At 36.5% G+C, this 15,093-nt stretch carries 22 protein-coding genes; 4 read left to right on the forward strand and 18 right to left on the reverse strand.

From position 1 onward, the window contains the following. Positions 1–2: 2 nt before the first annotated feature. The 5 genes from folD to accB all read right to left on the reverse strand — a co-directional run bounded on the left by folD (position 3) and on the right by accB (position 3,900). Complete coding sequence (gene folD, locus DM800_RS08425) at positions 3–863, reverse strand: bifunctional methylenetetrahydrofolate dehydrogenase/methenyltetrahydrofolate cyclohydrolase FolD (protein ID WP_147786713.1); 861 nt, start codon at positions 861–863, stop codon at positions 3–5. A 23-nt stretch (positions 864–886) separates the two neighbouring features. Further along, positions 887–1,279: a N utilization substance protein NusB gene (gene nusB / locus DM800_RS08430; RefSeq protein ID WP_000830244.1), complete on the reverse strand. Its 393-nt coding sequence runs from the start codon at positions 1,277–1,279 to the stop codon at positions 887–889. Positions 1,280–1,626: 347 nt separating this feature from the next. After that, entirely contained in the window at positions 1,627–2,019 is a 393-nt protein-coding gene (locus DM800_RS08435; RefSeq protein WP_000807630.1) for an Asp23/Gls24 family envelope stress response protein, read from the reverse strand. A gap of 23 nt (positions 2,020–2,042) precedes the next feature. Next, the gene (gene accC, locus DM800_RS08440) at positions 2,043–3,395 is read right to left on the reverse strand and encodes an acetyl-CoA carboxylase biotin carboxylase subunit (RefSeq protein WP_000592872.1); all 1,353 of its coding nucleotides are present in this window, start codon (positions 3,393–3,395) and stop codon (positions 2,043–2,045) included. A gap of 16 nt (positions 3,396–3,411) precedes the next feature. Next, positions 3,412–3,900, reverse strand: coding sequence for an acetyl-CoA carboxylase biotin carboxyl carrier protein (gene accB, locus DM800_RS08445; RefSeq protein WP_000472875.1), 489 nt, complete (start codon positions 3,898–3,900; stop codon positions 3,412–3,414). Positions 3,901–4,370: 470 nt separating this feature from the next. Here accB and DM800_RS08450 point away from each other — a divergent pair, with 470 nt between their 5' ends. After that, positions 4,371–4,565, forward strand: coding sequence for a hypothetical protein (locus tag DM800_RS08450; protein ID WP_002107729.1), 195 nt, complete (start codon positions 4,371–4,373; stop codon positions 4,563–4,565). An 86-nt stretch (positions 4,566–4,651) separates the two neighbouring features. On the opposite strand, the gene DM800_RS08455 is transcribed toward DM800_RS08450, so the two are convergent. Genes DM800_RS08455 through DM800_RS08495 form a run of 9 tightly spaced genes read right to left on the reverse strand, consistent with a single transcriptional unit; the run spans position 4,652 to position 10,173 of the window. Then, positions 4,652–5,308, reverse strand: coding sequence for a SpoIIIAH-like family protein (locus DM800_RS08455; protein WP_087985166.1), 657 nt, complete (start codon positions 5,306–5,308; stop codon positions 4,652–4,654). A gap of 15 nt (positions 5,309–5,323) precedes the next feature. Next, a complete protein-coding gene (gene spoIIIAG / locus DM800_RS08460) occupies positions 5,324–5,986 on the reverse strand; it encodes a stage III sporulation protein AG (RefSeq protein WP_087985167.1) in 663 nt (220 codons plus the stop codon). Then, positions 5,976–6,608 carry a stage III sporulation protein AF gene (spoIIIAF, locus tag DM800_RS08465; protein ID WP_001161039.1) on the reverse strand — a complete coding sequence of 211 codons (633 nt, stop codon included), beginning with the start codon at positions 6,606–6,608 and terminating at the stop codon, positions 5,976–5,978. The genes spoIIIAG and spoIIIAF overlap by 11 nt, the downstream gene beginning before the upstream one ends. Before the next feature lie 12 nt (positions 6,609–6,620). Beyond that, positions 6,621–7,793 carry a stage III sporulation protein AE gene (gene spoIIIAE, locus DM800_RS08470; protein WP_000943696.1) on the reverse strand — a complete coding sequence of 391 codons (1,173 nt, stop codon included), beginning with the start codon at positions 7,791–7,793 and terminating at the stop codon, positions 6,621–6,623. A gap of 10 nt (positions 7,794–7,803) precedes the next feature. Then, the gene (gene spoIIIAD / locus DM800_RS08475; protein WP_079998460.1) at positions 7,804–8,187 is read right to left on the reverse strand and encodes a stage III sporulation protein AD; all 384 of its coding nucleotides are present in this window, start codon (positions 8,185–8,187) and stop codon (positions 7,804–7,806) included. Positions 8,188–8,210: 23 nt separating this feature from the next. Then, positions 8,211–8,414 (reverse strand): stage III sporulation protein AC, encoded by a 204-nt coding sequence (spoIIIAC, locus tag DM800_RS08480; RefSeq protein WP_000020914.1) that lies wholly within the window; start codon positions 8,412–8,414, stop codon positions 8,211–8,213. A 14-nt stretch (positions 8,415–8,428) separates the two neighbouring features. After that, positions 8,429–8,944 carry a stage III sporulation protein SpoIIIAB gene (spoIIIAB, locus tag DM800_RS08485; RefSeq protein WP_000238693.1) on the reverse strand — a complete coding sequence of 172 codons (516 nt, stop codon included), beginning with the start codon at positions 8,942–8,944 and terminating at the stop codon, positions 8,429–8,431. Beyond that, complete coding sequence (gene spoIIIAA / locus DM800_RS08490) at positions 8,938–9,864, reverse strand: stage III sporulation protein AA (protein WP_088064391.1); 927 nt, start codon at positions 9,862–9,864, stop codon at positions 8,938–8,940. Before spoIIIAA ends, spoIIIAB begins: the two co-directional genes overlap by 7 nt. Positions 9,865–9,891: 27 nt before the next feature. Next, positions 9,892–10,173: a YqhV family protein gene (locus DM800_RS08495; protein ID WP_000816054.1), complete on the reverse strand. Its 282-nt coding sequence runs from the start codon at positions 10,171–10,173 to the stop codon at positions 9,892–9,894. Positions 10,174–10,353: 180 nt separating this feature from the next. Here DM800_RS08495 and DM800_RS08500 point away from each other — a divergent pair, with 180 nt between their 5' ends. Next, positions 10,354–10,932 carry a GNAT family N-acetyltransferase gene (locus tag DM800_RS08500; protein ID WP_147786714.1) on the forward strand — a complete coding sequence of 193 codons (579 nt, stop codon included), beginning with the start codon at positions 10,354–10,356 and terminating at the stop codon, positions 10,930–10,932. Then, positions 10,913–11,221, forward strand: a complete 309-nt coding sequence (locus DM800_RS08505) for a hypothetical protein (protein WP_147786715.1) — start codon at positions 10,913–10,915, stop codon at positions 11,219–11,221. Before DM800_RS08500 ends, DM800_RS08505 begins: the two co-directional genes overlap by 20 nt. Positions 11,222–11,257: 36 nt before the next feature. Here the strand turns inward: DM800_RS08505 and efp are convergent, their stop codons facing one another. The 4 genes from efp to DM800_RS08525 are packed head-to-tail and all read right to left on the reverse strand — an operon-like array spanning position 11,258 to position 13,884. Continuing rightward, positions 11,258–11,815 carry an elongation factor P gene (gene efp / locus DM800_RS08510; RefSeq protein ID WP_000626521.1) on the reverse strand — a complete coding sequence of 186 codons (558 nt, stop codon included), beginning with the start codon at positions 11,813–11,815 and terminating at the stop codon, positions 11,258–11,260. A 21-nt stretch (positions 11,816–11,836) separates the two neighbouring features. Continuing rightward, entirely contained in the window at positions 11,837–12,898 is a 1,062-nt protein-coding gene (pepQ, locus tag DM800_RS08515) for a Xaa-Pro dipeptidase (protein WP_048562330.1), read from the reverse strand. A 4-nt stretch (positions 12,899–12,902) separates the two neighbouring features. Continuing rightward, positions 12,903–13,343 carry a type II 3-dehydroquinate dehydratase gene (aroQ, locus tag DM800_RS08520; protein ID WP_000757087.1) on the reverse strand — a complete coding sequence of 147 codons (441 nt, stop codon included), beginning with the start codon at positions 13,341–13,343 and terminating at the stop codon, positions 12,903–12,905. A 52-nt stretch (positions 13,344–13,395) separates the two neighbouring features. After that, a complete protein-coding gene (locus tag DM800_RS08525; RefSeq protein ID WP_000076890.1) occupies positions 13,396–13,884 on the reverse strand; it encodes a YqhR family membrane protein in 489 nt (162 codons plus the stop codon). A 244-nt stretch (positions 13,885–14,128) separates the two neighbouring features. Between DM800_RS08525 and DM800_RS08530 the strand changes: the two genes are divergently transcribed. Continuing rightward, positions 14,129–15,049 (forward strand): DUF1385 domain-containing protein, encoded by a 921-nt coding sequence (locus DM800_RS08530; RefSeq protein ID WP_000807116.1) that lies wholly within the window; start codon positions 14,129–14,131, stop codon positions 15,047–15,049. The last annotated feature ends 44 nt before the right edge of the window (positions 15,050–15,093 follow it).

Consider the following 15,093-nt stretch of genomic DNA (forward strand, 5'->3'; position numbering starts at 1 on the left):
AATTATTTACAAACGACACCTGCACGCTTAGCAGATTCAACAGTATTATGAAGAAGCATTGTGATCGTCATTGGACCAACACCCTTTGGCACAGGTGTAATGTAACCTGCAACATCTAACACGTTGTCAAAGTCAACATCACCACAAAGTTTACCTGTTTCTAAACGGTTCACACCAACGTCGATTACAACCGCTCCTTCTTTAATATAATCAGCTGTTACCATTTTAGGTCGTCCAACAGCTACGATTAAAATATCAGCTAACTTCGTTAACTCTTTCATATTTTGCGTTTTAGAATGACAATATGTGACAGTTGCATTTTCATTTAAGAACAATTGCCCCACTGGCTTGCCGACAATATTACTTCTTCCAATTACTACAACATGTTTTCCTGAGATATCAAGATTTGTTTCTTTTACTAATTCTACGATACCGTGCGGTGTACATGGAAGGAATGTATCTTGTCCCGTCATCATACGTCCCACGCTGATTGGGTGAAATCCATCTACATCTTTTTCTGGTGAAATTCTTTCAATGATAGCTTTTTCTTCAATATGTTTTGGTAAAGGTAATTGCACTAAAATGCCATTAATACGGTCATCGCCATTTAAGCAATCGATTTCAGCAAGCAAACGCTCCTCAGTAATTGTTTCAGGAAGTTCAATTAGCTCTGAATAGATTCCTACTTGTTCACAGCCCTTTTCTTTTCCTTTTACATAAGAACGAGAGGCTGGATCTTCTCCAACTAGAATAACTGCTAATCCTGGTACAATCCCTTGCTCTTTCAACTTCACAACTTCTTCTGTTAATTGTGCTCGTTTTTTCTCCGCAACTTCATTTCCTTTGATGATTACTGCTACCATTTTAAGATTCCCCCTTAAAGAAATTACAGTGTATCTTTTATATTAGATAAAACGCCGTTAATAAAACGACGAGATTCCTCATCCCCAAATGTTTTAGCAATTTCAATCGCTTCGTTAATTGTTACGTTGTGTGGAATTTCTTCCATGTATTTCATTTCATACACAGCTACACGTAAAATACTGCGATCAACAATACTAATACGCTCCAGCTTCCATTTTTTTAAGTTTTGACGAATCGCTTCATCAATTACTTCTTTATTTTCTACAAAACCTACTACAAGTGATTCTAGAAAATCATTTGTTTCTTCACCTTCATCTAGCGTGTTTTCCACCGCTACTTTCGGTTCTAATTCACCTGTAATATCCATTTGGTATAATGCTTGCATAGCTCTTTCTCTAGCCGTCCTACGTTTCATTGTAACTCTCCTTTATGCTTCAAGTCTTTCCTTATGCTTTGTTATATTATTATAATTTATAAGCCGTCAATTCACTTACTCTTACAGTTTTCATTGATTTTCCAACCTTATAATACAATGATAATAACACAATTTATCGTTTCATACACGGGTTACAAGGCTGAAAAATAATAAAAAGATTAACTTCAAGTTCCATATCTTATCACAATGTACGTTTTTTGGAAAAACGAAACATCTTCTTTTTGATTTCTTATTTTTTGAAATAGTATAATAATTAGAGGGTTTTAATTTGTGAAGAAATGAAACGATAAAAAAGATGCCTATGTTACTAGGCACCTTTTTCATTCTTACACTGGTTCAATTTCTGTTTTTTGTGTTTCGAATGTTACGCCAACGATGTGAACATTCACTTCTTTTGGCTCAAGCCCTGTCATTGTAAAGAGTGCCTGGCGAATGTTGTCTTGAATCTTTTGTGCAACAACTGGAATTGCTACGCCAAAATACATTACAACATAAAGGTCAACGATAATATCTTCGTTTGCTAATTCAACCTTTACACCTTTACCATGATTTTTCTTACCTAACTTCTCAACAACATCTGTAGCAAAATTACCACGCATTGCCGCTACACCTTCTACTTCAGCAGCTGCAATACCTGCGATTACTTCAATTACTTCTGGTGCAATTTCTACTTTACCAAGAGTTGTATCTTGACCCATATCTAACATATGTTCAGCCATGAAAAAAAACCTCCTTTAATGTATCACTGCGTCACAAGTTCATGCTCTTCCAAAAACTTCGTATTAAACTCACCTTTTACAAAATCAGGATGATCTAGCAATTGCAAATGGAACGGGATTGTTGTATGTACGCCTTCAATGACAAACTCACTGAGTGCACGCTTCATTTTTGCAATTGCCTCTTCACGTGTTTTTCCGTGAACAATTAATTTAGCAACCATCGAATCATAGAAAGGTGGGATTGAATATCCCGGATATACAGCTGAATCGACGCGAATACCAAATCCGCCTGGTGGCAAGTACATTTCTACTTTACCTGGGGATGGCATAAATTTTTTGGCAGGGTTTTCCGCATTAATTCGGCATTCAATTGCCCAACCATTAAATTGTACTTCTTCTTGCTGTAACGATAACTTTTCTCCAGAAGCAACACGAATTTGTTCTTTAATTAAATCCATCCCTGTTACCATTTCAGTAACTGGATGCTCAACTTGAATTCTCGTATTCATCTCCATGAAATAAAAGCTTTTCGTTCTATATTCATAAATAAACTCAACCGTACCAGCACCTGTATAATCAACCGCTACCGCCGCTTTAACTGCCGCATCACCCATCTGCTTGCGAACATTTTCATCAAGTGCAGGTGATGGACTTTCTTCTAGTAGTTTTTGCAAGCGGCGCTGAATTGTACAATCACGCTCTCCTAAATGAATGGCATTTCCATGTGTATCTGCCATTATTTGAATCTCAACATGGCGGAAATCTTCAACGTACTTTTCTAAGTATACACCAGGGTTCCCAAAAGCGGTACTAGCTTCTTGCTGTGTAATTTGAATTCCTTTTACAAGCTCTTCTTCATGGCGTGCAACACGAATACCTTTTCCGCCGCCACCTGCAGTTGCTTTAATAATAACTGGATATCCAATTTGATTAGCAAGCTCGATCGCTTCTTCGGTATTTTTGATAATCCCTTGTGAACCTGGTACAATCGGAACCCCTGCTTCTTTCATTGTATCACGAGCAACGTCTTTTGTGCCCATCTTTGAAATAGCTTCTGGACTTGGACCGATAAAAATCAAGTTACATTCACGGCATAGCTCTGCAAAATCTGCATTCTCTGCTAAAAATCCGTATCCTGGATGAATAGCATCGCAGCCTGTTAACTTCGCAACACTAATAATGTTCGTCAAATTTAAATAGCTTTCTTTCGAAATTGTTGGTCCTACACAATACGCCTCATCAGCAATTTGTACGTGAAGTGACTCTTTATCTGCTTCTGAATAAATTGCGACTGTTTCAATATCCATTTCTTTACAAGCACGAATAATTCGTACAGCAATTTCCCCACGATTGGCTATTAATACTTTTTTTATCATCACAAAGACTCCCTTATTACGCTTTTACAAGAAATAGCGGTTGTCCATACTCAACAAGCTGTCCATTATTAACAAGAATCTCAACAATTTCCCCATCTACATCTGCATCGATTTCATTAAATAACTTCATAGCCTCAACAATGCATACGATAGAATCTTTTGATACTCTGTCTCCTACACTTACATATGCAGGTGTATCAGGCGAAGATGAAGAATAGAATGTACCTACCATCGGTGATGTAATTTTATGTAGGTTTTCATTTTGAACCACTTTTTGCTCTTCTTGTTTTGGTACTTCCACTTGTGCTGCCGCTACTGTTGTTTCAACTTCAACAGGTGCTACTGGTTGCACGACTTGTTTTGCTACAGGTGCTTGCACCGCAACAACTTCATTACCACGCTTTTTCATTTTGATTGTCGTACCATCTTTTTTGTATTCAAATTCATCAATATTAGAGCTATCAATTAATTTAATTAATTCACGAACTTCTTGAATTTTAAACATGTAAAATCCACTCCCATACTCTTGTTTGTCCCGTTTTTACAGATTATCGTCACTAAAACTAGATTGACTGTAAAAATACGATGTACTCTATTAGAAAATGCATTTCATTTACTAATAGAAATAATTGCTATTTCCATCTTACGATAAATTTTTTAAACATTCCAATTTATATTTCTTTATAATAAATCGAAACTCCTGTAAAAATATTATTCCAATAAAAATTTATTACCTAGTAATAATACCAAGTTTCACACAAAATTGGCAAGACCACTTCTAAAAAAACATTCCTTACTTTTTTCACAATGCTACACAATAAACAAATCATTACCGCTCCACTCTTCACCTCATCTATAGTCAACAACATATTTTTACCAAATATTATTTTTTTGTTTACACACCGTTCATCATTCCTTCATATAAGAATAGTATGTTCAAAGTGTAGAAAATATATCGTATCGAGGTGTGGACATATGATATGGCTCATTCTCTTCTTACCTGCCGTAATGGTCTGGGCATTCGTTCTCTTCATCCACGTCAAATCCGGAAAAAGTAATCATCATTACCATGAACCGCTAATCTTTTACTCACAGCGTATTTCTCCGTTCCGAGTTGAACATAATAAAAACAACTACAAAGACGAAACAGAAAAAAGCTATCGAAAATGATAGCTTTTTTTCTATAACTATTTTCAAACAATCCGATTCGTAAAAACTAATAATCCGCGAGGGATTCCCCCGCGGATTATTAGTTTTTATTTTGTTGGTGGATCAAATTTCACACCTACATCTTTTGATCCGCCTTCACTTCTTACAAGCTGTATAATTTTATTCGCTTCTTTTTGTGAATGCTTTGCTGCTTTCACAGTTACTTTAATGTCAGTTCCATCAGCTCTTACAAGGGCATCTTTATATCCTCCTTGAGACTTAATCACTGTCTCAAGTAATTCTTGCTTCGTTTCCATTGTAGTAATTGCATCAAAATTATCTTTCGCTTTACTCTTTTCTGTTGCTGAAGATTTTGCTGAATTCATGACTTCTTGTAATCTTGATTTTTGTTCACTTAGCTGATCTTCCATTTGCATACGTAACGCTGTGAAATTTTCATCACTTGATTGAACCGTTACGTTAGCATCTTTTTTACTTGTTTCTTTGTTAGCACTCTCTTTTTTGTCTGTTTCTTTATTTGTTTCTTTATTTGATGTTTCCTTGCTTGTATTTTCTTTTTTTGGCGTTTCTTTAGGTGCTTCATTTGTTACTGCTTTGTCAGTACCTTGTTTTTCTTGTCCAATCTTTTCACCTGTTGCCGGCGATGCTGTATTCATTTTGTCAGGAGTTGTTACGTAATAAACAGATAGTACAACAACTAAACTTAACATCGTTAATAGCCAAACCGTTTGTTTTTTTAACACTTTATTTCCTCCCTATCAATTTTTCGGTGAAACTGAAACGCGATGGGCTGGTACATCTAGCAGCCGTATGACAGCTTCTTTTACCATCGCTTTAACTTGTATATTATCCACTCCCTTTGCTACGACAAGAACACCTCGCACTTTCGGTTTCTCTGTTCGTAAAACAACGGGAGTTTCTTTATCCCCTTCACGTATAATGACGGTCTTTTCATCAAGGGACTCATCTTCTACTTTCCTCTGACCGCCTGTTTTATCTGTTTCACCTGTTGTTTGTGAACGTTTCACTGTATTTTTTTCTAATATTTTTTCTTCAGATGAATCTAAATTTACTTTAATCGTTACATTTTTTACTCCCGCTATTTCTTCTAAAGCTGCTTTTAATTCTTGTTCATACGCTTTTTCATACTTTTCTACATTTGACATACTATCATTATTTTTTTGTCCAAAAGTTGGTACGTCTTTTTCTTGGTTTTGCGTTTTTTGTTCTTTAAATACAGGTACTTCTTCTTTTTTACTTGAAAAAAGACTACTAGAAAACATAAGCAAAATCCCAAGTATGAGTAGGACAAGTAAAAACTTAGGTGTTATCTTTTTTCCCTTCTCATTGCTTTCTTTTTCATCCCCATTCAATAAGTTTCGAAAAAATGAGAACTTCGAATTTTTATCTTTATTGTCCATTTACTCTACCTGTCCTCCCTTCCATTTGAACTTGGATTTGTTTATTCTCTAGTTGCCATCTGCTTGAAAAGAAATCTTTCATTTCCACATTCGTTTCTTCTACTTTTTTCGGAGGTTCCTTCGTGTTAATTTCAACTGGTTTTACTGTTTCGATTGCATCATTTTTACTACGTTCTTTTTCTTTCAACGTCACAACAACAGTTTGAATATCTTTTGCTGACTTTACTTCCGCTGTACTTTCCGCTGCGACTATTTGTATTTCAGAGACTGTCATACCATACTTTTTCTCGAATTCTTTTCCTACTTCTTTTTTCATTTTGGTAGCCATCTCTTCTAAACTATATGCACGTGTTAGAGCTTGTATTTCTTTTTTCTTCGAATCTATTGAATTTTTTACAGATCCTTCTGCTACGTACTTCTCTTCATTAAAATTTGCGATTACTTCATTCACATCTGTTTGCAGTAGTTTAAAAAGAGGCGTTAAGATTAAAACAACTAATAATAGACTTACAACGAATTTAACGTACTTTTGCAAATTTGAATTTGGAAGAATAAGATGAAGCATTGTCGCTAAGAGTAAAAAAACGATAATATTTCTAATCCACTCTGTAACAAATTGCATACCCTTCACCTCCTACCGCATCATAAGTGTAATGTTCCCCGCAGCAATAATAATTGTGATACTTAAAAAGAACATAAATGATACGATAGCTAAGCAAGCAAATACATAAATGATGCTTCGCCCGATAATATCTAAACATTGAATAATTGCTCCGCTGCCAACTGGCTGTAATACTGCTGCTGCGAATTTATAAATAAACGCGATACAAAAAATTTGAATCGCTGGAAAAGCAACAATTAAGCATAGAATGACGAGCCCGATAATTCCGACTGTGTTTTTTAATAATCCCGATGCACTAATAACAGTATCCGCCGCCTCTGTAAACATTCTTCCTACTACGGGAATAAAGTTCCCTGTTACAAATTTAGCAGTTTTCACAGCTATTCCATCAGCAACAGCTGTCGCTGTTCCTTGTACAGATAATACCCCTAAAAAAATCGTTAAAAAAATACCGATAATCCCAACGCTAACATTTTGCAGAAGCTTGGACAATTTCGTAACTTTATATTGATCACTCATCGTACTTACAATACTTAATATCGTTGCAAGTAATAAAAGTGGTAGAACGATATAATTCATCAAAAGCCCGCTCGTGTTCATTAAAAAGATGATAATCGGATGAAAAAACGATACAGATACAACACCACCTCCAGTTGCTATGAGTGCAAGCAAGATTGGCAATAGCGCTAATATGAAATCTACCATTGTTTGTATCGTTTCTCTTGCATATGTCATGACGACATAAAAACTATTTAAAGCGAAAATAATAAGTACCATATATACAACTGCATCCGCAATTTTACTTACACTACTCTTTGAAAATGCAGATTGCAGTGATTGCAACAATGCACTAAAAATTGTAAGCATAATGAGCGTTCCCAACAGCTTCCCATTTGCAACAAGCTCGTGAAATAAATACTTTAATAAACCTAGCATCCACTCTTTTATAGAAATTTCTTTTTCTCCCTTTACAAACTCCATAAAACTACCTTTTTGACTCTCTGGTAAATAACCTCCATATTTTGTAACAAGCCCGTCCCAAAATTGCTTCACATCTTCAATTCCGAGCTTATCCAATTGTTGATCAACGACGTTTGTTTCTACAGGAGAAGCTTGTACAACAACCGGTAAAGAAAAGAAAAGGAAGCAAGCAAATAGCAGCTTAGCTCCAAACCCCCTCAACATTCACTCCCCCTTATCCCGTCGGTAAAAATCCGAGAATAGTTTCAATGACAACCGTCAAAATAGGAATCGCCATTACTAAAATTAAGATTTTTCCAGCTAATTCAATTTTCGAAGCGATTGCCCCCTGCCCTGCATCTTTTGTAATTTGTGCTCCAAACTCAGCAATATAAGCAATTCCAATAATTTTTAGCAACGTTTCTACATATACGTTGCTAACTTTTGCTTCACTCGCTACTCTCTCGATCATTTGTAAAATAGAGTGAATTTGATCAATTAAAAGAAGAAACATCACGCTACCTACGAACACAATAAATAACGACGTAATGCTAGATTTATGCTGATTCAATACAGCTGCTAAAAACGTAGCAACGAGGCCTAATCCGACAATTTGTATAATTTCGATTCGAACCGCCTCCTTTACTGGAAGAGAAAGACACTCTTAATCTTGTCGAATAGCGTATTAATTAAAAATGCCACATGAAATAAAATAACGACAAAACCGACAAGGATAACCCAATTTGCAATATCCTCTCGCTTTAATTCTTTTAGTACGGTATGAATAAAAGCTAAAACAATGCCGATTCCGGCGATTTGAAATATTAATCCAACATCAATGGACATCGCCTTTCTCCCTCCTATAGCAGTAAAATTACGATAAGTAGACCCGCTAGTACCCCTAAGCTCTTGATCATTTTTTCGTATTGCAGTTGTAATGCTTTCGCTTCCTCTTCTTCTCTCTCTAAATGTGTAATACATAAGCGAATATGTTTTTGTTGTGATTCTCGATCATGTTGTCCGAGCGTTTCGCCAAATTGCTGCAAAATTTCGTACTCAGTTTGTTGAAATGCTGTTAGCTTCCAATTTTCTTTCAAACTATCTATCCAAGCTTCTCTTACAGTTTGTTCTCCGCCTTCTAGCCTTCTAGCAAAACTTTGAAATATCCAATTTAACGGCTTAGGCATTTGTTTCACTAATCGCTCGGCAGCTTCAGACAAAGGTGTGTGCCCATACATAATTTCTGCCTCTAATGATTGAAGTGCCGCTTTTAATAATCTAAGTTGCCTTGGTCTCTCACTGTATCTTTTAGCGTATGAAAATCCGAAAAAGGTGCTGACCGCAACGATTAACACTGCACCAAATATTTTTACCATACGCCCTCAGCCTTTCTATGAGGTAATACCGATTTTCCATATTTATCTTTTACTTGCATAACTGTTCCTGGCCCTCTTGCTTTTGATAGCTCCACAAACCTATCAAATATACCGAGCTCCAGCACCGCTTTTAGTGATGGACGTTTCACAACATCATCATAAGAAAATCCATGTGCGCTTATAAAAAGCTGAACCCCAGCATGCACCGCCTCCATAATTGCTTCACTATCTTCTTTACGTCCAATTTCATCTACAATCAAAACATCTGGACTCATAGAACGAATCATCATCATCATTCCTTCAGCTTTTGGACATGCGTCTAACACATCTACTCGTGTGCCGAAGTCATATTGCGGAATACCTTTCACGCAGCCTGCAATTTCTGACCGCTCATCAACAATCCCCACTTTACAAGAAGGAATTTTCGAAGCACTTACACCTTGACTCATGCAACGTGCTACATCTCTTAAAAGTGTTGTTTTCCCCGTTTGCGGTGGGCCAATTACCATCGTGTTTAACCATCGTGATTCATACAAATACGGCAAAAGTGGTTCAGCAATTCCTATTTTTTGACGAGCGATACGAATATTAAAGGAAGAGACATCTCGAATCATTTTCACTGCGCTTTTTTCTGTAATGACTTTTCCAGCTAAGCCGATTCTATGTCCTCCTCGAAGTGTCACATACCCACGTTTTAATTCCTCTTCCATCGTATAAATTGAGAATTGACTTAACTTATTCAATAAGTAAATGGCATCCTCTGCTGTAACGATATAGTCATAAAAAAACACTTCGCCATGAGCAATACACTCTAGCGGTCTCCCAATTCGAACACGAATTTCCTCTAGAGCATCGTATTGCTTACAACTTTCCACTAGCTGCTTCATCGTTTTCGGTAAAACTTCTAATACTTCTTTCATCAGCTTCTCCCCACTATACTCGACTTACTATTTCAACAACGCGATAAAAATGCAGCCAATTCCAAGCGCTAGAAAAAAGAGTTTCAAGAAAGAAATCTCACTTGCCACACTCGCTATGCCTATTGTCATTGTTAAAATTAATACGGTCGGTCCAACAAACGCCAACATACCATTTATAAACAATGCTTTCTTCGCATCATTCACATAAAGCATAAGCAAAGCGGCGAATATTTCCGCGCTACCTGAAAACAACCGAAGTAACCCCATTACAAGCACGGATGTTTCCATTGCCGCTAGCCACTGTTTCATTCTCCCACCTTCTCCCATAACGGTTACTATTGCTACATTCCAAAAAAGAATATATTTGTACAACCATATGCAGGGGTTGTCTATTTCAGAATTAAAAACATAACTTTTCTCTAACACTTTTATTAAATCTGAATATTCATATTATTTTATGGTATATTTAATTTAAAAGGGGTATAGACGATGCAACACGTTACTTTAGTACCACTCGATTTACGCTATGCAAATGTGATTTTCAAGCTATCAAGTGATCCACACATAAAAAATGCATTAGGAATAAAAGTAGAAAAGATCGAAGACACGAAAGCATTTCTTCTTTTCGCAATAGAAGAAGAGCGCCAAAAGAGGTCTTTATCGAGAATGATTGTAAATGAAGAAAACGAAATAATTGGTCTCACCACACTTAAACATATTAATTATGAGAAGAAACAATCTCACATTGGTAGTTGGCTCGGCTATCCATACTGGGGAAAAGGATATAATGAGGCTGCTAAAAAAGAAATCTTTAAAATTGCTTTTTGGGACTTACAACTTTCCTACGTATTTGCTGGAGCTAAAACGAATAATGTCCGCTCGTTAAAAGCACAAGAAAAACTGCCTTATATTTCATTGCATGTGGAAGATAGATTCCCTGGTGAACATTCTGCCTTAGAGAATGAAGTAAAATCTTCTTGTGTACTACATGTCGTGTCACGTGAAAAATTTCTAAATTGGCTAGACCTACAAAAGGAGAAGGAAAAATATGAAGGTAGTAAAAATTAGTTTAACAGTCGTAGTAGAATTAGCTCTTATTTATCTTTTTTCAAAATTGGTCGGTTGGTCATTTATGGAGACCTTTTTCCTTGGTAGTTTAGCGATATTTGCAATTATGTGGTTAATTATTATGAATACTCATAGAAACAACATTACGGATCACGCAATAAGTAAAACACTGACTGGCGAAATAAAACCATTTCAAATTGTTTTCACTCCATATATGGCGGGTACTCTTTCACTTGTTTTAGTTAGTTTTATTATCACTGCTATTTACTATCTACCCTATTTCCTATAAAAAAAAGCACTCGTGATGATCACGAGTGCTTTTCTACTATGCACGAGAAACGTATTTACCTTCACCAGTGTTGATGATAAGCATTTCGCCTTCGTTAATGAAGATTGGTACTTGTACAACAAGACCAGTTTCTAATGTAGCTGGTTTTGTTACGTTAGAAGCTGTATCGCCTTTAATACCAGGCTCTGTTTCTGACACTTTTAATTCAACTGTGTTCGGAAGTTCAACACCAAGTACTTCATCTTGGTATGTCATAATAGATACTTCCATGTTTTCTTTTAGGAATTTAAGTTCGCGCTCGATTTGGTTTTCACCAAGTTCGATTTGCTCGTAAGTTCCGTTATCCATAAATACGTGAGACTCACCGCTCGCGTATAAGTATTGCATACGACGGTTTTCGATGTGTGCTTTTTCTACTTTTTCACCTGCACGGAATGTTTTCTCTTGAACAGATCCTGTGCGAAGGTTACGTAGTTTAGAGCGAACGAATGCAGCACCTTTACCTGGCTTTACGTGTTGGAAATCCATTACTTGCCAAAGGGCATTGTCCACTGAAATTGTTAAACCTGTACGAAAATCGTTTACTGAAATCATGTAAAAAAATCCTCCTGTATATTACAAAATAATAAGTTCTTTTGGTGATTTCGTAATTACTTCATTACCTTCACTTGTTACAATGATATCATCTTCAATACGTACGCCGCCAATACCTGGAATATAAATACCTGGTTCTACTGTTACAGCCATTCCTGGTTCAAGTACTGTATCAGAACGGAACGCTAAACCTGGTGCTTCATGGATTTCAAGACCAATTCCATGACCAGTAGAGTGTCCAAAGTATTCACCATATCCTTTTTCCGTTATGTAATCGCGCGTTAACGCATCCGCTTCACGGCCTGTTAAACCAGCTTTAATACCGTTCACACCACGTAATTGTGCTTCTAAAACGATATTATAAATTTCTTTCAATTTATCAGATGGTTCACCAACTGCAATCGTACGAGTAATATCAGAACAATATCCTTTGTAATAAGCGCCGAAGTCTAATGTAACGAAATCTCCTGTTTCTATCACTTTTTCAGATGCCACGCCGTGCGGTAATGCCGAACGAAGACCTGAAGCAACGATAATATCAAACGAAGAAGATGTTGCTCCTTGTTTTCTCATGAAAAATTCAAGTTCATTTGACACTTCAATTTCAGATACTCCCGGGCGAATGAATGATAGAATATGTTCAAAGGCAGCATCTGCAATCTGTGCAGCTTCCTTTAATATCTTAATCTCTGAATCAGTCTTTATCAAGCGTAACTTTTCTACAAGCCCAGAAGTTGGGATAAATTCAGCATCGATTACTTCTTTATGCGCTGAATAAGAACTATATGTAAGAGTATCTTGCTCAAAGCCAAGCTTTTGAATTCCCAGTTCCTTCACTTGCTTTGCAACTTCATCAATGATTAATCCTGCATGCTGTACAATCTCGTATCCAACCGCTTGTTTACTAGCCTGCTCTACATAACGGAAATCTGTAATAAATTGAGCACGATTTTTCGAAATCAGTACAACACCAGCTGTTCCTGTGAAGTTAGCCATATATCTACGACTATGTTCATTTGTTAACAAAATACCGTCAATACCAGCCTCATCAAATGCACTTCTTACTCTTTCGATTTTCTCCATTACTTTATGCCTCCCTCAATTTCTCCATTAATGCAAATAACGCTAACTTATAGCCATAAAAACCAAATCCAACAATTTGTCCCGCACAAACAGCTGCCGTCACAGATTCGTGACGGAACGACTCACGCTGGTGAATGTTAGAAATATGTACTTCAATAACAGGAATCGAAATGCTCGCAATTGCATCTCGAATCGCATAGCTATAATGCGTAAATGCTCCAGGATTTAAAATGATCCCTTCATATATATCTTCCGCCTCATGAATACGATCGATAATCGCACCTTCATGATTCGATTGGAAACATTCTAACTCCACTCCCATTGTTTCTGCTTCTTGCTTCATATCTGCTTCAAGTGTCGCTAGCGTGCCCTTTCCATATACATTTACCTCCCTGACACCGAGGCGATTTAGGTTAGGACCGTTTACGAGGAGTACCTTTTTCATATGTTTAAAACTCCTTAATATTAAATATCTATACAACATTTTAACATAGGAGTCACTTATTTGAATAGTTTGTCTTCTCTTCCCCTTCTCGCTCAGCTTTATTGGTATTTACTGCGTAGGAAACAGAGTATGCTATAAACACACCATACAATATAAAAATACATATCGTCGTCACAATTGTTTCTTTCGGTAAATGGAGTGCACTTTTAATGGCAGGCGCTATTAATCCCATTCCGAAAAATAGTAACGCCCACCAAAATAGCCCATAAATCATCCCTGGAATAATTCCTTCAAACTTTGCCAAAAACGCTTTATACAAAAAGGCAATTAAAATCGAAAGTAGTCCCATACAAACAATTCCTGACACATTGCCCCATACCCCTTCTTTCCAGCTTCCAAAGGCAAATGGTAAAAGTAAATAGTTCGGTCCTGCTTCCGTAAATGAAAATATATGAAGGAAATACCATATCCCCCCCCAAAAGATTCCACCAAATAAACCAATTTGTACAAAATTCCTTGTTCCTAATTGTTCTTGACTCACATCGACACCTCCGCTCAATAGTATGCCCGAAACTATTTTGAACCATGTTTAAATACTGCGAAATTTGTCTATAAAAAGAATAAGAAATGTCCGACTCTCGTAACATTTTTCCTTGTCATATACTTGTATTTGTCGATAAAATAAAGGAAACTCGGTGATTGTCTTATTTCAAAATGACAGAACCCAGTATGACAATTGCCTCTTTTTCTACATAAGAGAGAAACAAATACAGGTTGGTGTTAACATGGCAGAAGAGTCAAAACAAATATATGGCGGGCAAGCAGTCATAGAAGGAGTTATGTTTGGCGGTAGAGAATATACTGTTACAGCGGTTCGTCGTAAAGACAAATCGATTGAATTTTATCGATTACCACGCGTTCGTAATAAAGCATTATCTATCCTGAAAAAAATTCCATTTTTACGAGGGATTGCCGCTATTGTGGATGCAAGTGCGAATGGAGCAAAACATTTAAACTTTGCTTCAGAACGATTTGATGTCCACCCAGAAGAAGACGAACAAATTGCAAATAACAAAGAAGAACAATCGAAATTAACGATGGTATTAGGAGTTGCAGCAGTTGGCGTTTTATCTTTCATATTCGGTAAAGTCATTTTCACAGCAGTTCCTGCACTACTAGCCGAATTAACGAGACCGATTTTCCCTTCTCATACAGGGCAAATCATTGTCGAAAGTGTCATTAAGCTCATGCTATTATTGAGCTATATATACTTTATTTCTTTAACCCCACTTATTAAGCGGGTATTTCAGTACCATGGTGCGGAGCATAAAGTAATTAATGCCTATGAGAATAATCTTCCAATGACTGTAGAAAATGTTCAAAAACAAACTCGCCTTCATTATCGCTGTGGCAGTAGCTTTATTATATTTACAGTCATTATTGGAATGTTTGTTTATTTCCTTGTCCCTACAGATCCACTTTGGGCCAGAGTCGTAAACCGAATTTTATTAATTCCAGTCGTTCTCGGCATTTCTTTTGAAGTGTTACAATTTACAAATCGATTACGCGATATTCCAGTATTACGCATACTTGGATATCCCGGATTATGGCTGCAACTATTAACAACGAAAGAACCAACAGATGATCAAGTGGAAGTAGCCATTGCATCGTTTGAAGAATTATTACGTTTAGAAAACAAACAATAATTATTTAAAATTGGTGTTCAACTCCTTTCCTCATCGTTAATATA

The organism is Bacillus sp. AY18-3, assembly GCF_008042305.1.
Lineage (GTDB): Bacteria > Bacillota > Bacilli > Bacillales > Bacillaceae_G > Bacillus_A > Bacillus_A wiedmannii.